Source organism: Alkalibacillus filiformis (assembly GCF_030814115.1).
Lineage (GTDB): Bacteria > Bacillota > Bacilli > Bacillales > Alkalibacillaceae > Alkalibacillus > Alkalibacillus filiformis.
Map to the genome: position 1 here is coordinate 80968 of NZ_JAUSUP010000006.1, position 21021 is coordinate 101988.

The window sequence follows — 21021 nt, forward strand, 5'->3', positions numbered from 1 at the left end:
TTTATTATACTCACTTCTTTCGGCCAAAGGAAAGTTATCATTTTGAAATTTTTTTGAATAAAAAAATCTTGACTACACACATGTAGTCAAGATTTAATATTATTCTTCCTCTTCTTCCTCTTGGTCATCAGGATGCTCACCATCTAAATAACCGAAGTGGAAGTTATCAATTAACCATTCACCATCAATATCTCTTACGTTATAAATGTAATGACCACGGTTTTCTTCAACGTCACCGTCAATTGTTTTACTAATTTGAACGTTACCTTCCATTAGCTCAACAACATCAAGTCTTGATGCACCGTCTTCTTCAAGTGTTAAAGCGTGATCTAATTCAACCCATGTTCCATCTTCTTCAAGCGCAAGGCCAGCAATTTCATCAGCCTGACGCTCAGAAATCGGAGCATTTTCAACTAAATAATCAGCTAACTCCTCTGCAGAACCAAAGTCAGACTCTGCACCTGGCTCATAAACCTCACCAATTACATCACTGTAAGTACGAACAGCTTCTAAGCCGATGTCTTCAACACTCTCTTCTGTTGCAGCCTCTTCTTCAGAGCCGTTTTCTTCTACTTCTTCTGTCTCGTCTTCATTTTCTTCTGGCTCTTCGACTTGGTCTTCGCCATTACATGCTGCTAATACCATAATCGCAACAAGTAAAAACGCTAAGTATTTTTTCATCTCTGAAACCCCTCCCAAAATTCAAAAAATTTTAACTAGGGCTAATTTTAAACCTTGTATACTACAAATGTCAACAAAAAACTACGTGGTTCGAAATAAATTTACAAAAAATTCAACTAAAAGTAACATAAAAACCTATGACTTCACTTCTAAAGGAGCAGGCTCTCCTAAATAATAACCTTGACCCTTTCGTACCCCTAGCTGCTTGGCAACTTCCAATTCTCGCGCCGTTTCTATACCTTCTAATATAAAATCCGTTTCAGTTTCATAACAATAACCAACTAATGATTCAATCATTTTTTGCTTTAACGTCGAGTGAGGTAACTCCCTAATAAAATATTGGTCTATCTTCACAATCTGAGGTTCTAATTCAATCATTAACCGAAAGGAGGAAGAACCTTTTCCAACATCATCAATCGACAACTTAAACCCGCTATCCTTTAAGTTTCTCGTATTATACTTTAAATCATCCAAGCTTTTTATAGCTTCAAGTTCGACTAATTCTATTACGACCTGACCTCTCCTTAGACTTGTACTGTCTACTAAATCAATTATGAAAGGAACAAACTCAGGTCGCCCTACCGTTGAGGGAAAGACATTAATGTATAACAATTCGCCTCCTTCTAAGCGGAAATTAGAAAAGTATTTGACCGCATTAGTTACCGATAACTTGTCTAACTCAAATAACTGATCATACGAATCCGCTGAACGAAATGCTTGTTCTGGTGCATCAAATAACTGTGAACGAAACAACGCTTCATACCCTATAATTCGTTTCTCTATTAAATTGTGAATCGGCTGAAAAACATGAAAGAAATTTTTACCTTCAATTAACTGCTTCACTCTTTTATTAGACATATTTAACAACCCCTTTTTAAAGGTTTTTTATCATTACCCGTTACCAATAATAGGTAAACTTGTTCACTTCAATATACCTATAAAACTTTTATATGAATATATTACACTAATCGACAACTGTTTCGCCACAGAACTGTTAAGTTTTTCTTTTGGGTAATAATAAAAAAGACGATATAATAGGGGTTGGCCCACTATATAGTTGGGAGGTATTAAGATGGGTATTGTTTTAGTTGAAATATGTGATGGGAACTTAATGACTGAAGTAGATCTTGAAGGAATCATTGAATCAGAATACCCTGAAGTCGACGTAATTGAAAACACTTGTTTAAATCAATGTGGCATGTGTGCCGTGCGCCCGTTTGCCCTTGTGAATAATAAACGAATTTTCGGGAAAACACCTGAACAATGTGTTGAAAAGATTAAAAAAGCGATCGATGAAGAATTGACAGCATTTAATGAATTCTAATAGAGGATGAACAATATGGGGTTAGTTAGAATTTTCAAGAACAGCCTGAAGCTTCCAAGCAAAAAGGCTCTATTTTCTCTAAATCGTGAAAGCATGCGGGATACAATGATTTACATTCTAGTTTTAATGTTTTTAATTTGTTTACCTGATGCGACTAGAATCACGTATAATTATATAATTGGTGAACGCTCTATTCCAGTTGATTTATTTATTACGCAACTCATTATCATTTATCCTTTTTTAGTTGCTTTTTTAATGGTTGCAGGTGTATCGCTTCACGCTGGCATTGCTTATGTAACTCGATCTTTCATGAGACGTAAGCTTGCTTTTCAACAACTTTGGAAAATGACAGCATACGCACTTACGATCCCTGTAATGTTAACCATTATACTAAGAGCGCTACAATTAGATTCTATTCTTTTATTAGTTTTACCTTTTATACTATTGCACGTATTGCTATATCAAATGATCACTGTATTCCCTAAACGAAAAACATGAGTTGTTTTGAAACCTATTCGATTTCAAAACAACTCTTTTTTATGACTCTTTTTCCTCTTTTAACGTTACATAAAAGTGCTTTAACTGCTCATAGTATTGAGCTTGAATATCGACAACCAATTGTTCAATGACTTTCTTCGTATGAATATAGTAAGTGAGGTTCTGCCTGTTTAACGCCTTCATCCAATCATGTTCCTTTGCAATGAAATCATATTGAGCGGATTCTTTAATAGCCTGTCGGTGTGATGACACTTTGACTCCATTTTTAGCGTCTAAATAATCAATGATTGTAGTTAATCCATGCTCTAACGCCACTTCAAACATATGAATAAAGCCCGCTTTTTCTAAGTCATCTTCAAATATTTCTTCACTATACTGAGCCAGCATTAGAAAGCTTTGTTCAAACGTATCAAATCGCTGTTTCCATCTTAGTTCTTTACTTGACTCCATCATATTTCTCCTTATAGCTTTGCTTTAATTTCACTAACATCAACATGTGCTTCTTTCATTTTTTGCTCCGCTTCTTCTTCAATTAAGTCTTTAAGCGTTGTGATCGCTTCATCAAATCCAACATGTCGATCTAATAAGTAACTCATCTCGTACTCAATCTCTAACCACGTATTTATAGACGCTTCATTATGTTGAATTTGAGCTTCTAGTTTATCTAGAGCATTAGCGACTTTAGCTTCGTATGTTTCCTTCTCTTCAAACTCATACCATAGTTGTTCAACTTCTTCGCCCAGTTTATGATTTAGTTTTGTTCTAAAACTCTCAATCGCCTTTTGTTCTTGATGTGCTTTAGCCGCTTTCACTTCTTCATTCGTTAGTGTATCAAAAGCAGGGATATCGCCTGCTTCAATCTCTACTAAATCATGGATTGTAATCATCTTCAACAATTTTAGCATATTAACTTTACGTTCTAAAAATGGCTCAATTAAAATGGCCATTAATGACAGACGCCATGTATGTTCAGCTACGCTCTCCCGCCTTCCATTAGATAACCAACTATGACGCATTTCACCTTTTAACTTTTCAGCTAAATGAATCACTTCTAATACATTTTTCATCTCCTGCCTCATATACCTTCCCCCTCTACACATAAACATTTCGACTAGCTTTAATGCCAAAGAACGTCATGACAACACATACAATAAGTAAAGTTATGATTGGTCCATTCCAAGAACGTGTTAAATCAAACATAAAACCAATAACAAACGGTCCAACTGCTGCTAATAAGTAACCAACTGATTGTGCCATACCAGATAAATTAGCTGCCTGCTTCGCATTACGTGCTCTTAAGCTTAAAAACGTAAGGGACAAGCCGATTGTCGCCCCTTGTGCAACACCTAATAATACAACACTTGCTACGACGATCCATATATGTCCGCCAATCAAAAGTAATATAAAACCAGGCAAATACAAAATACCAACGACGATCATAATCGGCTTTTGGTTAACTAAACGGCCAGCTAAGTAAGGTGCAATCATCGTTGACGGTAACCCTACTATTTGTAAAATAGACACCATCCAGCCTGATAAAGTTAAACTCATACCATCACTATGCAAAATTTCAGGTAACCAAGTAACTAAACAATAAAATAAAAAAGACTGCAAGCCCATAAATATAGTGACTTGCCAAGCTAACTTAGATGACCAAACAGAACTCTCTGTCGGGTTTACAATTTGTTTATTATTTTCATTTTGATTTGGCTTAAGTTGAGGAATCCAAAAAATGATCGCCACTATTGTTATGACGCCCCAAAACAACAACGCTCCTTGCCATCCGAAATTCAAATCATGAGCTATTGGAACACTAATACCTGAAGCAATACTCGCCGCTCCACTCATCGCTAACGTATACATCCCCGTCATAAGACCAACTTGGGCAGCAAATTTATGCTTAACGATACTTGGTAAAATAACATTACATATAGCAATACCTGAACCAACTAAAAAAGTACCAATAAACAATAACGATACAGCATCTGTCGGTCGAACAACGATTCCAATGCCAAGCAAAATTAACCCAATAAAAATCGTCCACTCATTACCAAAACGAGCAGACAACTTAGGAGTAAATAAAGATAATCCAGCAAAAGCGAGCAACGGCAAAGTAGTGAGCAACCCTGCTACACTATTACTGATTCCTATATCCGCTCTTATATCACCAATAATCGGCCCAACCGCTGTAATCGATGGCCTTAAATTAAAAGCAACGAATATGATTCCTATAATTAATAATATTGTTTTGAGTTTGTTTTCTTTAAACATATATTAACCTCTTTGTTTCATACATTCTCCGTTAATTATCATAACACGGTAAACTGAACTAATTTATTTAAACTTATTATAACAAATTTCATTAAGAACCATTTAAGATAACCTCTCCACAAAATACTTCGTCAATCCACACTATTACCATAAAGCTTTAAATAACGACATTTTTCAATCAATAAATAGCACTACTAAAAAATGAATTAGTAATACTTTGGGTTCATTTGCAACCATTCTTGAAGGAGATTTGAGAGCTTTAATGAATGTACTATACCAAGGGGATGACTATAATTTTAAGGAGGGTATTTATGAAAAAGCTCAACCGACATAAATGGTTGCACTTATTACTCATTATTGTGATTACGTCATCGAGTTTCCTTTCCAATGGTGCGTTCACAATGTCTGCTCAAGCAGATGAAATCGCACAAAACGATGAAACTGTTGAACAAGAACGAGAACTCGCTTATCAAGAAGAACAACAATCACCTAACAGCATTGAAGAGGAAGACTTATCTTCAATCCTCGATGGATTAGGTTTCGAACCTAACCTGCAAGATCCATCTTCTCAAGAAAGACCAAACGCCCCACCGAAAGTTGACCCTAATATTAAGACACAATTAGAACAAAACGAAAAAGTCGATGTCATTATTCGATTAACTGAGCAAGAAAATATGAACACACTTTATGAAGAAATTAGTAATCAACCTCGCGAGCAACGAATTGAATCAATTAAACAAAACCTCCAAGCGAAAGCAGAAACCTCACAAGAATCTTTTATCCGAGAAATTAATCATTCTACTGCAGACGAACAAGTCGAAATTCAAAAGCAATTATGGATTAATAATAGTATTGTTGCTACTGTCGACAAAGACGCTTTAGACACCATTGAACAGCACGACGACGTTAACCAAATCACACTCGACAAAGTCATCGAACTCCCAGAAATTACAATTGAATCAACTGAACCTAGGCTTCCTGAATGGGGATTAGAAAAGATTTCAGCTCCTGATGTATGGGGAGACTATGGAATTAAAGGTGAAGAAGTTGTTGTTGGAATTATGGACACAGGAGTTGAAGTCGAGCACGAAGCTTTAAAGCACAACTACCGCGGACGAGATGGCAATCATGAATATTCTTGGATAGATGTTTCAGGTCACGGATATGACAACCCAACTGATGGTCATGGACATGGAACTCACGTCGCTGGGACTGCTGTTGGCGGTGGCGATGGCGAACCAATTGGTGTTGCACCAAAAGCCGATTGGATTGCAGCGAAGATTTTTGATGACAGCGGTGCCACAACAACATCAGCTATTCATGAAGCTTTTGAGTGGTTTTTAGCCCCTGGCGGTGACCCAAGTAAAGCTCCTCACGTCGTTAACAACTCTTGGGGAAATAACAACACTTACAACACTGAGTTTTATGAAGGTGTACAAGCATGGGTAGCAGCCGGTATTTTTCCTCTTTTCTCAGCTGGTAATAGTGGGCCTGGTGCTGAAACAATTGGTTCACCTGCCAGTTTCCCTGAATCTTATGCCGTTGGTGCCACAAACATCCACGATCAAGTCGCAAGCTTCTCGAGTCGAGGTCCCGTATTTTGGGAAAATAATGACGGTGAAACTGTCAGATATACTAAACCCGAAATATCTGCACCTGGACATGAAATCTACTCTGCTTGGCCAGGCGGGGAATACAACACCATTAGTGGAACATCTATGGCAAGCCCACATGTAGCTGGCTCAATTGCTCTATTACTAAGTTCTAACCCAGATTTAACAATCGATAATATAAAAGATCACCTTGAACGAACAGCTAGAATAGAACCACACATGAGTGAAACTCCAAATGATTTATATGGATATGGAATTATTAATATTCATCAAGCGGTTACTGAAGTTGCCTTCTCTGGTCAATTAATAGGCCAAGTTTTAAATAAAGAAGGAGAGCCAGTCCCTGCGACCATTAAATTACCGGAACAAGATTTAACTTACACGCTAGAAGATGACGGTCACATCGACTTAACAATCCAAGAAGGTAATCACGAAGTTATTGTTGACGGATTTGGCTACGAAACACTTGAAACAAACATCACCATTGAAAAGGACGATACAACAGAGGTGAACTGGACTCTTTCTTCTTCTGAACGAGATAACTTAACAGGAGAAGTTTTAAATGAAGATGGTGAACCGGTCTCTTATGCATTTGTTCGACTAAAAGATACACCACTTCAAACCGAAAGAACAGACCAAAACGGGCACTTCTCTTTTGAACATTTACCGATCGATACTTATGAATTACAAGTAAGTGGTCAAACATTTGACGGTGTAACAAAAGCTATAAATCTAGCAGAAGAACAGCATCTTACAATTGAAGTTCATGAACAATTACAAATGAGCCATGAGGATTGGAGGACAGCTAACCATAACTATGAGCGTAATGCTGTCTCACCAAATGTTATTGATGAAAACAACTTAGATTTAGATTGGACTTACGATACTGATTCGCGTGGACAAATTCTCTTTTCCACTCCAAGCGCCACCAATGACACTATTGTTCTAACAACAGACCGTGGCTGGATTGTAGCTTTAGATGCAAAAACTGGTGAAGAATCCTGGGCTGTACGTTTTGGTAGTACAAACCGCTCTACACCAACTATTGAGGGTAATATTGTGTACGTTTCTGGCGGTGATGACCAGTCAATCTATGCTTTAGATTTAGAAACTGGGAGTACGATTTGGAGCCGCTTCATCGGACAAGCTGCTATATATGCATCTCCAATAGTTGAAGGTGACACAATATATGTGAGCTCTGGTCTTAATGATGATGCAACTTTATATGCATTGGATAAAAATAGTGGTGATACGTTATGGGCAAACGATTTAGGCGGCTCATCATTTTTCGGGTCTGCCTTAGGTGACGATTATTTATATGTTGGTACCTATGATAATCGGACACTACGCGCTTTTGACCCTGATACTGGTGAAGAAGTTTGGACGTTTACGACTGAACAAAATGAAGGGTTTGCATCTAGACCTGTATACGAAGACCAAACACTCTATGTAACGAGTGCAAACTTAGATCATGGCTCTGCTACTTTATATGCAATTGATGCTCAATCTGGCGAAGTGTTATGGCAACAGCAAGGGTTAGGAGACCCACAAGCTGGTTCACCGATTGTTTATGAAGATCTCCTTATTATAAGTTCTTTAGCACAACCGATTTTAAGAGCATTTGATAAAAATACTGGTGAAGAATTATGGAGTAACCAGTCGTATGGAACAAGTTATCACAATGGTGCTGTTAGTAGTAATGGTGTTTTATTCTTAACAAACTCTAACGGTTCATTTTTCGCAATTGATGTGTACACTGGTGAGGTCATGGATGAATATAATATGCCTAACTACAGCACATCTGGAACTTTAATACTACCTGGTACTGTTATCGTGCCAAATGTTACTAGCGTACAATCTTATTCGTCCCCAGGCATACTTACAGGTACGATTACTGACGAAGACGGACAACCTCTTGAAGGGACAGTCAGTGTAAAAGACACAGATCAATCGGTTGAAGCAAATGAAGATGGGACCTTTACTTTAATGCACCAGCCTGGTGAATATGAAGTAAAAGTTGAGTATTATGGCAAAGAACAAGTATATGAACACGTGGACTTTGTATCAGGATATGAAGTCGAAAAGGCTTATACATTAACTGATGCACCGGTCGGTTCATTTGAAATAACTGTTATAGATGAACGAACGAATAATTCACTTGAAGATGTTACTGTAAATTTAACCAACACACCCATTAACGGTAGTACTAATTCAGATGGTGAGTTTCATGAAGAAGAAGTATACACTGGAAGTTATGACCTTAACCTCCAATTAAACGGCTATGTTGAGATCACTGAAGAAATTGAGATATCAGCTGGTACAGACAATTCGTTTGAATTCGATTTACAACCTTATGATATAGCCGTTTTAAATGATTTTGAGTCAGAAATAACCAACTTTTTAAACACGAACGGATTTGCGGCTGAAGAGCGTGATTGGGATGTCACCGAAGACCTGGACCGCTATGACATTCTTTATTTAAATGGTGCTTACACGAGTGGCGGTTGGCAGCCAGATGAAGAAACTTTTAATGAATTAGTTGAACAAGCCGAAGCAAATAATGTTCACATCGTATTTGCTGATACTTGGGGACCTAGTTACGGGTCAATTAGGCATTTAGTAGATTACTATAATGATCCTGAAGAGATCTCTCACACTTACAATTCTGGAACGGTTTCTATGCAAGTTGACGAATCACACCCAATCTTTGACGGGTATGATGTTGGAGACACACTCACGCTCTATGAACAAGGTGGAGATTTCGCTTGGTTCAATGAATACTCTGGCCGTGAGATTAGTAGCATTGGCTCTTCTCAACTTGGCATGGTCGGAACAGGGGTCGGTTATAAAGCTATTACAGAAGATAGCGCACACCTTTTACTCGCTTCACATGCCGCTTCACCATGGGTATCACCATACCAAGGCTGGCTACCTGATATGCAAAATACCTTCTTAAACAGCATCGAATATTTACAAAATGTAGAGTTCGGTGAAGTGAATGGCACAATTGAAGATCAAAGCGGTAATCCAATTAGCGCTACAGTAATGGTCGATGAAACGAACCAAACTTTTGAAACTGATGGAGAATTACAGTTCTACCATGATGAAGGTAACTATTCGTTAACAATTAGATCAGCAGGATTCGAAACAGAAACATTAGACGTTGAAGTGGAACACGGTGCACCGTTTTCGTTTAGTGCTGAATTGCAATCAACTGATGGAGGTTCCGTGTCAGGAACAGTCATAAATGAATACACTTCTAACGCCTTGGAAAACGTTGCGGTTGAAGCTGTTAATGATGATGAAGTCATCGCAGAAACGGAAACTGACGAGACAGGGTACTATGAACTATTAAACTTAGATGAAGGTGATTACGAACTAACATTTTCACTAGAGGGCTACTTAACTGAAACTACTGGCATCGAAGTCGAATCAAGCCCTATAACCATTGATCAAACATTAAGAGAAACACCTGACATTGCTGTGTTAGCAGACTACTTCTCTAGTAGTCGTAACTTCCAACATGTATTTAGCGAATATGGCATTGAGGTTGAGCAGTTAACTTACAATAACGTACACGAACGTGTTGGCGATTTTGATGTTATTTTCATTAATGCTATGAGTAGCTTTTCATTTGGAGAAGAAGACATTGATGAACTATTTAAATTAGCTGATGAAGAAAAAACTAGTCTAATAATCGGTGAAACTGATTCATCAACTTCTCCACTTCCAGCTATTGTAGAACATCGAAATGACCCTGAATATAGTGACACCGTAAGTGATACGTCAAATCCATCTGGTTATTTCGTAACTGAAGATCATGACTTGTTCAGGAATTATGAACAAGGAGAGTTTATTGAATTATTAGTTCCCTCTAATAGTAATATTGGGTACTTCGAGAATTATAGTGGTTACACGATCGCAGAAAGTCAGCACCAAGGATCGAATCGATATGGTCCTGCAGTAGCTTATAAACCAAGAACAGATTTAAGTGTTGAACTTTTAATGGCTGGTCACGGTTTTTCATTTAGGCATCACGCTGACCATTACACTGACGAAGCGAAACAACTTTTAATCGACTCAGTCATTTGGGCAGCTCATGCTGAATTTTCAACGATTGATGGAACAGTTACAGATGAAGATGGACAACCGTTACTAGCAACCACCCATGTTGTTGGAGAAGAAATCGAAGAAATGACAGATCCTAACTCGGGAGAATTTTCGATTCCTATTTTGGATGGGGATTATGAATTAGAAGTCAGTTCATTTGGTTATGAAACTAAAACGGTCTCTGCCTCTGCAGGACAAGATGGCGAACCTTTAAATATTACGATGCAAGTGAGTGAAGACGCTGGAACAATTACAGGGCATATTGAAAGCGAAGTGGATGCGAGTGCCATTTCAGATGTGTCGGTTAATTTAGAAGGTTTTCCAAGATCAACAATTTCAAATACTCAAGGTGCTTATACACTAGAAAACATCGAACCTGGAACTTACTCATTAACATTTGAGTCTGAAGATCATGTCTTAAAAGAAATTGAGGTAGAGGTACAACCAGGGGAAACTACAACACAAAACATCGAGTTAAAACCATCCCCTACTGTAGGAATTATTGTCGATAACACCTCCTCTTCTGGCGTAACGTTAAGTGAGTATCTTGAGGAGAGAGGATATAACACAACAGACCTTTTATACACTGATCTTGATCAGCTTAGTGAAGTTGATTTAATCTTCGCCAACTCGGATTACGGACATGAGTTCAATCCTACTCAAGAAGAATTTGATCGATTCGTTGAAAGGATAGATGAGGAACAGTTACCTATTATTTGGACAGGTCACACCGGTGATAGAGGCGCTATTCGTTTCCTAAATGAATTCGAGAATAACCCTGGTACAGAAATAACTGGACAAGATTCCAATGTTGCCGGTATAGCAACTGAAGCTCACCCGATTGTTGAAGGTGTTGAGCTTGAAAACCCATTCCCAATGGAGGCAAGTTTTGACCGTTATTATGCCTTTGATGATTATGACGGCGAAAGCATTGCACAAGTTGAAATTGAGGGTGAAAGAATTGGTGATTTAGTCGCGTATAAAGGACGCACTTCTGAATCAGTCGAGATTCTGTTAGGTAATATGACGATTAGCCACTTATTCCACCCTGGCGGTGACTTTGATGAAAACAGAGAAACAATTATTAACAATGCCATTCTTTGGGCGTTAGACAATGAGGAACCTTTAGCTGGAGACTTACATGGTACTTTAGAAAATGACTTAGACCAAACAATCCAAGGAACTATTACCGTAGCAGAAACAGGGAAAACTGTTACAACTGATCAGCAAGGTGAATTTTTCTTAGGTTTACCTGCTGGTGATTACACTTTATTAGTCGAAGCTTATGGCCATGAGACGACTGAATTCCAAGTTACTATTGATAACGGTTCCGTTTATGATGAAGTGTTTACACTAGAGTCAAATGATGTCGGTGTCATAAGTGGTACAGTATATGATTCACAAACTGAAGAAAGCATTCCAGGAGCTACGATTAGCTTACTCGGTACACCGATTGAAGTTGAGGCTGATGAGAATGGTTATTATGAAGCTGTTGCGCCAGTTGGCGAATACGATGTTCGCGCAAACGCACCTGGATATATGGGGCAAACGACTTCTAACGTTGAAGTTGTTAAAGGCGAAGAAGTTACAACTAACTTCTATATGAGTGAGTCAGAAGAAATCGCTGTTATAACGACAACGACTAATCAAAGCCGCTTTGACGTGTTGTTTGATGAAATTGGTTATGAAGTCGATTACTTCTCAAGTGCTAATACCGAAGAACTTTTAGAAGTAATTGATGAATACGCTCTAATTATCTTCAACAACCGCTCTTCTAGTATAAGTAATGAAGAGTTTCAAGAGTTAATTGATGAAGCAGATGAACGTGAGATTAGTATGATCTTTGCCTCACAATTCGGCGGTGGTACGATTGCTGATCTTAGAGATATTTACAATAATCCAGAGTCTGTTAATTGGAGCTTTGTCCCAGGCCACGTTAATTTAACGGTAGAAACGGGACATCCTTTATTTGCAGGAATTTCAGAAGAAGAATTCAGTATTCTAGAAAGTGGCTCTAGTAACCAGCAATATGCCGTTTATAACAATTATAGCGGCACAACAGTTGGTCAAATATCGCATAATGAAGAGGGAAGTTTAGGTGAAGGTATTGGATATGACTTTAGAACAGCCAATAGCGTCCACCTCCTTCTATCTGGATTACAAGTGGGAACTTATGCAGATGTAGAGTCAAACTGGACAGATGAAGCAAAATTACTCTATGCTAATTCGATTGACTGGGCAATATCCGCTAGCTTGGGCGAAGTTACTGGTACTGTAACAGACGAAGATGGTAACCCAATTGAACAGGCAACCGTGTCTATTCCAGACAATGATCTAGAGGTTGTCACAAACGCAAACGGAGAATACCGCATAGGCGTTGGCAGTGGAACTTATGAAGTAACCGCTCAAGCAACTGGATTTCATGAGAAAACTCAATCAGTCACAATTGAAGAACAAGGCGATACAGTTGAGTTAAACTTCTCATTAGAAGAAATCGAAGGAACATCAATCTCTGGTGTCATTATCGATGATGAGACGAATGAGCCGATTGAAGAAGCGACTGTCACACTAACTAAAGACGATGAAGAGTTAGAAATAACTCAATCGAATGCAGATGGTGAATATACTTTCGATCAACTACTTCCTGGTGAATACAGCGTCAGTGTAGAAAAGGATGGCTTTATCGGTTCAGAAAAAGAAGTTACTGTGGAAACAGAACCAATCAGCATTGACTTAATGCTTAACAATATTATTGTCGCAGTCATTGACGATCACAACCATGAGTTAGAAAGTTTACTCAATGAACATGACCTTTTCTCTGAATCAGTTAGTTGGGATGTATTAGATCGCATCGAACAATTCGAACTCGTTGTCGTCAATAGTAACCAAGCTGATGATGAACAAGTTGAACAATTAATCGAACGAACTGATGAACTGGAAATCAGTGTTATGTTCTTAGGAACTTGGGGGCAAAATGACGGTTCGATTCACTTGCTTGAACAATATGCTGGATACCCTACTCATGACCAGCACGGTTATGATGAAGGTGAAGTAATCTTAAAACTAGGTGAGGTAGACCACCCTATTTTCAATGATTTGCCTGACTCTTTCGTCATACACGGAGAAGGAAGTCCATACTCAACGTTTAGGGACTATCCTGGTTCTAATCTTGCTAACCTTATTGTTAATGATGAGGACTTAGGGACTGCCATAGCTTATGAGTATCGTAGCGAACAATCCATCCATCTTTTATTATCATCTTTTGCTGCAACTAACATGATTGCACCAACTTATGGTTGGACGGAAGACGCTAAAACACTATTTGTACAATCTGCTCAATATGCTATGGAAGCTGAGACAGAGTTTGAAGAACCATCAAAGCCAGCCTTTGATGAGGAACAAATTCGTACAAATGAGCGAGGAGTTGAAATCACTGGAACTTCAGACCCTAATGTGACGATCAACATCTACGAAAAGAAAGATGACCATGAGTCATTGGTCAAAACGGTTACTTCTGATGATGAAGGTATCTTTGAAACAACAATCGACTTTGACCATAACGGAAATACATTCTTGTATGCAGAAGCAGAAAATGAAGTAGGGCAATCGGAAATGAGTGACCGTCTGCAAGTGATTATTATTGGAAATCCTAATAGAAACCAACCTAATCAAACAGATGTTGAAAGTGAAGAAATAAAAGAAGACTATGATGATGAAGCTGAAGAGCAAGATGAGAATGCAACAGAATCTCAAGACAAAGATGAACTATAAATTACTGTAACAAAAAGGTCCAACTAGTCACTAAGGCTAGTTGGACCTTTTTTTACTCTTCTACTTCCTCTTTTACACCAGACTTTATTAAGACATATGCCGTCACCCACGATGTTATAGGGATCACTAGGGCTACACCAATACCCGCCGCTAAAATCGTCACCATTTCAGCACTAAAGATTTTCGAATTAACAATTTCTCCAAACGAATAATTAAGGTCCATAAACCAAATAAGAAGCGCCATGTATCCCCCGAAAAATGCAAAGAAAAGCGTGTTTGTACTTGTTCCTAAAATATCTTTTCCAATACTTACACCTGATTGATATAGAGATCTTCTACTTAGATCAGGGTTGTGTCGATAAATTTCACGCATTGGAGAAGAAATTGAAATTGCTACATCAGTTATAGCTCCGATTGTACTCATGATAATTACTGAGGCCGCAATTTTAACGAAATCAACCCCTAAGTAAACAGAGAAACCTTTAATCTCCTCTATTTGTTCTTCGCTAAACCCTTGAATCATTGCGCTTTCAGTCATAAAGATAATAAATAAAAGCAAAGCAATGATTGTTGCCATTGTTGATATGAATGCGGTTTTCGTTTTAATGTTTATTTCATTTATATAAAATAAGTTAACACAACTTAAAATCGTCGTCGCAATTAATGTAACTATAATAGGATCAATATTTGGGTCAGCCATAAATAAAATTGAAATGATTAAAATAACGAAGTTGAAAAACAGTGCAATAAATGACCGTGCCCCTTTTTGTCCTCCAATCACAACCATTAAAATGAATAAAATAATCGCAAACCACACTAACACACTCATACTCTAGCCCTCTTTCGATTGATAAAGAAGATCGTCAAATAAACACCAATTGGAATCGTAACGACAATACCAATGCCGCCAGCCAGTGCTCGCGCTAATTCTAGTGTTAAATTCATATTTAACGTAAACCCTAGCGCTGCTGAGTTCTTTAAATACAAGATGATCATTGGAATTGAACCACTAATATAAACAAAGAACAAAATATTCGTCATCGTCCCCATAATGTCTTTTCCAATATCCATTCCTGATTTTCTTAAAGCTTTATTCGAAATGTTGCTATTCTTCTCGTATAAATTGAATAATGATGAAGACATTGTAATGGCAACATCCATAATAGCGCCTAACGCACCAATTAACACACCAGCCATAAACACCATTTCTGGCGCACGTGTAACAAATTGCATCTCTTCATAACGTAATCCTTCTCCTGCTGTCCCCCACATAACAAAGGACGTAACCGCAAACAAAAACAATGTCCCCAATAAAGTGGCAGCTATTGCGGCATACGTTTTTTCATTGTTTCCATTAACTAGAAGTAACGATATAACGGTAAATAAAACAATACTAACCCCACTAATTATAAGTAAACTAATATTAGCCGTTTGAATATAAAAATCTAGTGCAAACGCAATGATGACAGCATTAATCGCTAAACTCACTACAGAATAAAAACCTTGCCTTTGACCAACTAATAATAAAATAATGATAAACACCCAAGCAATCATCAACGTATAATGATCCCGTTTAACATCTAAAATTGAACCTGTTAACTGTTCAGATTCATTCGTTGAGTCAACCGACACAAACAACTCATGCCCAACACTATATTCATGATCATAAGCTTGTGATGCAGCATACTCATTATCTAGCTGAATTACAGCACCTTGATCCTCACCATTTTGAATAACACCTTCTAACCTTTGTGTTACTAGCTGGTCTTCATTACCATGTGGGTCTGTAACTTCTTCACTTTGAACCGTTTCAACTTCAACGATTTCAGCGATTGAACGTTCATAAAACTCATGGTTATGATTCACAAACCAAAACGAACTAATGATTAGAAGAAAGGTTAATATGTACAAAGCGATGCGCTTTTTCGTCATAAATTGCTTTACACTGTTCTTTCTCACAACAAAACCTCCACGATTCTCTTATCTTTTATTATTTCACAGAAACTGTGGAGCTTCAAAAAATGTTTTAAAAGAAATTAACCCTTTATTCATAACTCACCTTTATATTGTTAACACTACAGGTATATAACAATTTGGAGGCTTAATTATGATTGAAAACCAACCGAAATTAACTTCATCTGAAATTACAGGTGCTTGGACTGCTTATATGAACGACAGTATGTCTAAATGTGTATTAAGCTATTTACTGCAACATGTTGAAGATGATGATATTAAAGAGGTCGTACAGTTCTCATTAGACTTATCAACTCAACACATTCAAACTTTAACGGACTTGTTTAAATCTGAAAAACTCCCTTTACCTAAAGCTTTTACGTATGAGAACGATGTGAATTTAAATGCAGCTAGACTTTACACAGATCAATTTATGTTAACTTATATTAACCAAATGGCCAGAGTAGGATTAGTTTCTTATGGTGGATTCATTTCGATGAGCGCACGTAAGGACATCAGAAGTTACTATATGGAATGTCTACAAGACTCCTCTGATTTGTATGACAGATCAACGCAAACAATGTTAGATAAAGGTATTTTTGTTAGACCACCTTATGTAAACTATCCAACCTCAACTGATTTTGTCGATAGTAAATCTTATTTAAGTGGACTCAACCCTTTAAGCCAAAAGCGCCCATTAAATACTGTAGAAATTTCTCATTTGTTTATGAACGTTCACACGAACACAATCGGCAGTAAGTTATCACAAAGCTTTGCCCAAACTTCATCGAACGAGAAAGTTCAAAAATGGATGAGTAGAGGTAAAGAAATATCTCAAAAACATATCGAAATCTTTACTAAAAACTTAACAAATGATGACATTACGCCACCGAATTCCTCAGATATCGGCGTCACAGACTCAACGACGCCACCTTTCTCAGATAAATTGAATATGTTCCACAATGCACTTTTAAGTAGCGCAGGTATAGGGAACTATGCAACAGCTACTGCGGCTAGTCAACGTCTTGACTTAATCGTTAACTACGAACGTTTAGCAGTTGAAGTCGCAAGATACGCTTTAGATGGAGCGGAACTAATGATCAAAAACAACTGGTTAGAAGAGCCACCAGGTACAATCGATAAAAAAATCTTAACTAAAAAGAAAGATGAACATTAAGGAGATGCTTTCAACCCATCTCCTTATTTTTCTGTAAGCTTATTAATAGACATTAGACTTAAATTCTTTATACGATTAAGGTAGATGATTATGATGAAAGGGTGAGAATATGAAAAAAGTTTTAGTCGTTGGAGCAAACGGTCAAATTGGAAAACACTTAGTCGCGTCCATTCAAGAGAGTGATCAACTAGAGGCAAAAGCAATGATTAGAAAGAAAGATCAAGCTTCGTTTTTCAAGGATCTAGGTGCAGATGTAGCTGTCGCGGATTTAGAAGGAGAAATTGAAGATATAAAGAAAGCCGCAGAAGATGTTGATGCCATTGTGTTCACAGCAGGATCAGGTCCACATACTGGGAAAGATAAGACAATCATGATTGATTTAGATGGTGCTGTTAAAACAATTGAAGCTGCTAAACAAGCAAATGTAAAGCGCTTTATTATGGTTAGCTCATTTGATACGACACGTGAAGCGATTCAATCAGCTCCAGAATCTTTTGCGCCATACGTTGCAGCCAAACACTATGCTGACGAATGGCTAAAAGACACTAACCTTGATTACACGATTGTTCACCCAGGCATTTTAACGAATGACGACGGAAAAGGACAAGTCAGCTTATCTGGGAAAAGTGAACCAACAGAAGTGCCACGTGAAGATGTCGCTAAAGTCATTAAAGCAGCTTTAGAAAATGACAATACGATCGGCAAATCTTTTAAAGCCATTAAGGGCAACCAAGCCATTGAAGACGCAATTAAAACTGTTTAATTTGCTTCATAAATGATATGATGACATAGGAAAACAAGCAATGGAGATATTCTATGTCACAAAACAAATCATTAACACCGCTAAAATCGTTTTTATTCGCGTTTTTTGCGACAAATACCATTATACTAAGTTTTATACCAATATATTTAAAAAAAGAGTTAGAGTTGAGCGGTACTGAAATCGGTTGGGTTTTGGCAATCGGTCCTTTAGCAGCACTAATCTCTGAGCCATTTTGGGGCTATATGAGTGATAAGTTCAAGACCGTTAAACGCATTTTAATTATTTTATTAACGGCTTTACTGTTATTCAGTATCGTCTTTTTTAATGTTTATAGCTTAGGGCTAATTCTGACCTTTGCTTTCTTTATGTATTTCTTCTCTGCACCTGTTGGGGCGTTTGGTGATAGTTTAGCCCAACGTCGTGCAGATGAGCTCTCAATTTCATTTGGAACGATCAGAACGTGGGGGTCAATTGGTTTTGCTGTGTCTGCACTCCTTGCTGGTCAGTACTTAACGTGGGCTGGAATAGATAACATTATTTGGCCTTACTTACTGTTTGGCTCATTTGCTCTTTTAGTTGCTTTTCGACTGACAGATGCAGAACCTTCTAAAGAATCGGTTAGCCTTAAAAGTGTTAAACTACTTTTTCAGAACAAACGCTTAATGTTATTCTTGCTATTTATTATGTTCATTACAATCTCACATCGTACGAGTGATAGCTTTATCGGAATTTATATCGTTGAATTAGGCGGAACTGAAAGCTTGCTCGGTATATCATGGTTTGTTGGTGTGATCAGTGAAGCTGCTATATTTGCAACAGCTGCTTTCTGGTTTAAGAAATATCACACGCTAATGTTCATTATTGTAGCGGGAGTCCTTTATACCATTCGTTGGTTTTTATTTGGCGTAATCCACGACCCTTGGGTTGTAATCGGACTACAGTTCCTACATGGTCTAACTTTTGCTGTTCTTTATTTAGCAGCATTCGATTATATTACAAGACTTATTCCAAAGGTTGTCCAAGGAACAGGTCACCTCATGTTCCACACTGTCTTTTTCGGTGTATCTGGTATTATTGGATCACTTATGGGTGGACCTATTATTGATCACTATAGTGCTAATGCACTTTATACTGTATTAGGCGTCTTTGCTTTAGTTGGAACGGTATTAATCATAATATATCACGTAATACTAAATGTAAGAAGAGCCTAAAAAGAGGCTGTCTCGCTATTGAGACAGCCTTTAGTTTATTATTTTAGAACCGATTGGATAAACGTTTCTTTGCTTTCAGCATAAGCGATCACATCTTTAGCGTGCTCCTTTGCTAACTTAAGTTTAAGTGCTTCGTACTCTTTAGCAAGGGATCGGTCAGTATTCAGTCGGTCTCGAAATTGAATGTGTGCATTCCACCAATCACCATTATACTCAACAACGTGGAGATAATGAGTCTTCGTATAATCCTCGTCTTCTATATAAGGAAACTTTGCAAAGACAATTTTCCCTTCTATCTCTTGTTTCTGTAACATGTAATAATTCGCTTCACTCATTCTCTTTAGACCAAGTGATTGAACATCATCTAAACTTTTTAGACCAACAACTAGATCAATGATCGGCTTTGCCTTTAAACCTTTTATAGCTGTACTGCCAATATGCTCAATACTTAAGACGTGTTCTCCTACCAATTTTTGTAGCAGTTGTTTTTCTCGTTGGAATAGTTGAGGCCATTCTGGGTTGTAATGAACAAGCTTTACTTCACCTTTGTTTAACCCTAACATTAAATACCCCCTAAATAATGGTGTATTACCATCATAAGAGGTTTCTTACTTGAATTGTAGTCTAATAATTATTTCTAAATTATGGTATAATAGAGTTGTAAAATAAAGCCCTTCAAACAGTTAAATTTGAAGAGCTTTGTTTTTATTTTTCATCAAAATCATCTGGATTTAGTTCATCTGTAATATCATCATTTAAACGCCCGCTTCTCGGCTTGCCATCCTGCTCATTAAAGTCATCTGGATTTAATTCATCCGCTGTTTCTTCTTTCGTTTTGCGATATTGATTATGATCTTGGCTTTGTTTTTGTTTTTGGTTTCGGTTCATCTTGTCGATCCCTCCATCATTTTTACGCTATGCTTAGTTTGAGGAGAGGAAAAAACAATATACATAAAATGTTATGACAAAATATTAAGCCTTAAATAGACCCCACCATGCTTACTCATTGTTATAATCTTTTCTCAGCAACCCCATCATCAAGGCGTCGTGGTAACTTCCATCGACGAAGAAGTGCTCTTTCAGCTCTCCTTCAATTTCAAATCCGACCTTTTCATAAAGGTGAATGGCTTTTTCATTATGTTTGACGACGTATAAATAGATCTTATGCAAGTTTAACTGGTTAAAGCCATACTCAACGGTTAGTCTTGTAGCCTGTGCTGCATAACCTTTACCTTGGTGAGCGGGATCAAACATAATAGCAAACTCTGCATTTCGATGACGCTTATCAATATCAAAAAGCCCAAGATAACCGACCCTCTCATTTGCGTGATACAGGATAAACGATCGGTGTGAATCACTATTAAGCGAGTTCTCATACTCCTTGTTCATTTTCTCTTTCGTTGTATAAGGTTCTTCAAACCAATAGTCCATGATGTTTGGATTAGTTCTCATGTTGTATATGAAATTTAAATCTTCTTTCTCTAGTGGGCGCAGTTGTAGGTTGTTGTCCATTTGTATCCTCCTAGTATGTATTATATTTTTATGGATTAGATTTTCAAATACATTAATATAAACGAATACATTATAAAACTAAGTAAACGCTAATTACTATTTAAAATTTTAAACAATAAGCACCGAGGACATCCACT

The 21021-nt window shown here is 37.5% G+C and carries 16 protein-coding genes; 6 read left to right on the forward strand and 10 right to left on the reverse strand.

The features are described 5' to 3' along the window. Window positions 1-99 precede the first annotated feature (99 nt). Window positions 100-681, reverse strand: a complete 582-nt coding sequence (locus J2R98_RS10350; RefSeq protein WP_307068720.1) for a hypothetical protein — start codon at window positions 679-681, stop codon at window positions 100-102. Window positions 682-816: 135 nt separating this feature from the next. Then, window positions 817-1539 carry an EAL domain-containing protein gene (locus tag J2R98_RS10355; protein WP_307068721.1) on the reverse strand — a complete coding sequence of 241 codons (723 nt, stop codon included), beginning with the start codon at window positions 1537-1539 and terminating at the stop codon, window positions 817-819. Between the two features lie 214 nt (window positions 1540-1753). Between J2R98_RS10355 and J2R98_RS10360 the strand changes: the two genes are divergently transcribed. Together J2R98_RS10360 and J2R98_RS10365 are read left to right on the forward strand one after the other, a co-directional pair. Further along, complete coding sequence (locus tag J2R98_RS10360; RefSeq protein WP_307068723.1) at window positions 1754-2005, forward strand: YuzB family protein; 252 nt, start codon at window positions 1754-1756, stop codon at window positions 2003-2005. Window positions 2006-2110: 105 nt separating this feature from the next. Beyond that, window positions 2111-2503 carry a DUF1189 family protein gene (locus J2R98_RS10365; RefSeq protein WP_307068725.1) on the forward strand — a complete coding sequence of 131 codons (393 nt, stop codon included), beginning with the start codon at window positions 2111-2113 and terminating at the stop codon, window positions 2501-2503. A 39-nt stretch (window positions 2504-2542) separates the two neighbouring features. Here J2R98_RS10365 and J2R98_RS10370 read toward each other — a convergent pair whose 3' ends face one another. From J2R98_RS10370 to J2R98_RS10380, 3 genes are read right to left on the reverse strand one after another with little or no spacing between them, the layout of a single operon-like run. Then, window positions 2543-2953 carry a nucleotidyltransferase substrate binding protein gene (locus J2R98_RS10370; protein ID WP_307068727.1) on the reverse strand — a complete coding sequence of 137 codons (411 nt, stop codon included), beginning with the start codon at window positions 2951-2953 and terminating at the stop codon, window positions 2543-2545. A gap of 11 nt (window positions 2954-2964) precedes the next feature. Then, window positions 2965-3582 (reverse strand): HD domain-containing protein, encoded by a 618-nt coding sequence (locus J2R98_RS10375; RefSeq protein WP_307068729.1) that lies wholly within the window; start codon window positions 3580-3582, stop codon window positions 2965-2967. 13 nt (window positions 3583-3595) lie between these two features. Further along, window positions 3596-4774, reverse strand: coding sequence for a CynX/NimT family MFS transporter (locus tag J2R98_RS10380; RefSeq protein WP_307068731.1), 1179 nt, complete (start codon window positions 4772-4774; stop codon window positions 3596-3598). 311 nt (window positions 4775-5085) lie between these two features. Between J2R98_RS10380 and J2R98_RS10385 the strand changes: the two genes are divergently transcribed. Continuing rightward, window positions 5086-14268: a carboxypeptidase regulatory-like domain-containing protein gene (locus tag J2R98_RS10385; RefSeq protein ID WP_307068733.1), complete on the forward strand. Its 9183-nt coding sequence runs from the start codon at window positions 5086-5088 to the stop codon at window positions 14266-14268. A gap of 52 nt (window positions 14269-14320) precedes the next feature. Here J2R98_RS10385 and J2R98_RS10390 read toward each other — a convergent pair whose 3' ends face one another. Continuing rightward, window positions 14321-15097 (reverse strand): YibE/F family protein, encoded by a 777-nt coding sequence (locus tag J2R98_RS10390; RefSeq protein WP_307068735.1) that lies wholly within the window; start codon window positions 15095-15097, stop codon window positions 14321-14323. After that, window positions 15094-16227, reverse strand: coding sequence for a YibE/F family protein (locus J2R98_RS10395; protein ID WP_307068736.1), 1134 nt, complete (start codon window positions 16225-16227; stop codon window positions 15094-15096). The genes J2R98_RS10390 and J2R98_RS10395 overlap by 4 nt, the downstream gene beginning before the upstream one ends. 148 nt (window positions 16228-16375) lie before the next feature. On the opposite strand from J2R98_RS10395, the gene J2R98_RS10400 reads away from it, so the two are divergent. From J2R98_RS10400 to J2R98_RS10410, 3 genes are all read left to right on the forward strand, one after another. After that, the gene (locus J2R98_RS10400; protein ID WP_307068737.1) at window positions 16376-17398 is read left to right on the forward strand and encodes a DUF3231 family protein; all 1023 of its coding nucleotides are present in this window, start codon (window positions 16376-16378) and stop codon (window positions 17396-17398) included. 109 nt (window positions 17399-17507) lie between these two features. Beyond that, window positions 17508-18161: an SDR family oxidoreductase gene (locus J2R98_RS10405; RefSeq protein ID WP_307068739.1), complete on the forward strand. Its 654-nt coding sequence runs from the start codon at window positions 17508-17510 to the stop codon at window positions 18159-18161. A 53-nt stretch (window positions 18162-18214) separates the two neighbouring features. Beyond that, window positions 18215-19372 (forward strand): MFS transporter, encoded by a 1158-nt coding sequence (locus J2R98_RS10410; protein ID WP_307068741.1) that lies wholly within the window; start codon window positions 18215-18217, stop codon window positions 19370-19372. A gap of 38 nt (window positions 19373-19410) precedes the next feature. Here the strand turns inward: J2R98_RS10410 and J2R98_RS10415 are convergent, their stop codons facing one another. The 3 genes from J2R98_RS10415 to J2R98_RS10425 all read right to left on the reverse strand — a co-directional run bounded on the left by J2R98_RS10415 (window position 19411) and on the right by J2R98_RS10425 (window position 20884). Beyond that, window positions 19411-19935 carry a GrpB family protein gene (locus J2R98_RS10415; RefSeq protein WP_307068744.1) on the reverse strand — a complete coding sequence of 175 codons (525 nt, stop codon included), beginning with the start codon at window positions 19933-19935 and terminating at the stop codon, window positions 19411-19413. Window positions 19936-20077: 142 nt separating this feature from the next. Then, window positions 20078-20260, reverse strand: a complete 183-nt coding sequence (locus tag J2R98_RS10420) for a hypothetical protein (protein WP_307068746.1) — start codon at window positions 20258-20260, stop codon at window positions 20078-20080. A 111-nt stretch (window positions 20261-20371) separates the two neighbouring features. After that, entirely contained in the window at window positions 20372-20884 is a 513-nt protein-coding gene (locus J2R98_RS10425; RefSeq protein ID WP_307068748.1) for a GNAT family N-acetyltransferase, read from the reverse strand. Window positions 20885-21021 lie beyond the last annotated feature (137 nt).

Excerpts from the sequence above, each read along its gene's own strand:
- J2R98_RS10415 (WP_307068744.1), bottom strand. The coding sequence starts at position 19,935 with ATGTTAGGGTTAAACAAAGGTGAAGTAAAGCTTGTTCATTACAACCCA.
- J2R98_RS10425 (WP_307068748.1), bottom strand. The coding sequence starts at position 20,884 with ATGGACAACAACCTACAACTGCGCCCACTAGAGAAAGAAGATTTAAAT.
- J2R98_RS10370 (WP_307068727.1), bottom strand. The coding sequence starts at position 2,953 with ATGGAGTCAAGTAAAGAACTAAGATGGAAACAGCGATTTGATACGTTT.
- J2R98_RS10355 (WP_307068721.1), bottom strand. The coding sequence starts at position 1,539 with ATGTCTAATAAAAGAGTGAAGCAGTTAATTGAAGGTAAAAATTTCTTT.
- J2R98_RS10420 (WP_307068746.1), bottom strand. The coding sequence starts at position 20,260 with ATGAACCGAAACCAAAAACAAAAACAAAGCCAAGATCATAATCAATAT.
- J2R98_RS10390 (WP_307068735.1), bottom strand. The coding sequence starts at position 15,097 with ATGAGTGTGTTAGTGTGGTTTGCGATTATTTTATTCATTTTAATGGTT.
- J2R98_RS10405 (WP_307068739.1), top strand. The coding sequence starts at position 17,508 with ATGAAAAAAGTTTTAGTCGTTGGAGCAAACGGTCAAATTGGAAAACAC.
- J2R98_RS10400 (WP_307068737.1), top strand. The coding sequence starts at position 16,376 with ATGATTGAAAACCAACCGAAATTAACTTCATCTGAAATTACAGGTGCT.
- J2R98_RS10375 (WP_307068729.1), bottom strand. The coding sequence starts at position 3,582 with ATGAGGCAGGAGATGAAAAATGTATTAGAAGTGATTCATTTAGCTGAA.
- J2R98_RS10385 (WP_307068733.1), top strand. The coding sequence starts at position 5,086 with ATGAAAAAGCTCAACCGACATAAATGGTTGCACTTATTACTCATTATT.
- J2R98_RS10380 (WP_307068731.1), bottom strand. The coding sequence starts at position 4,774 with ATGTTTAAAGAAAACAAACTCAAAACAATATTATTAATTATAGGAATC.
- J2R98_RS10350 (WP_307068720.1), bottom strand. The coding sequence starts at position 681 with ATGAAAAAATACTTAGCGTTTTTACTTGTTGCGATTATGGTATTAGCA.
- J2R98_RS10410 (WP_307068741.1), top strand. The coding sequence starts at position 18,215 with ATGTCACAAAACAAATCATTAACACCGCTAAAATCGTTTTTATTCGCG.
- J2R98_RS10360 (WP_307068723.1), top strand. The coding sequence starts at position 1,754 with ATGGGTATTGTTTTAGTTGAAATATGTGATGGGAACTTAATGACTGAA.
- J2R98_RS10365 (WP_307068725.1), top strand. The coding sequence starts at position 2,111 with ATGATTTACATTCTAGTTTTAATGTTTTTAATTTGTTTACCTGATGCG.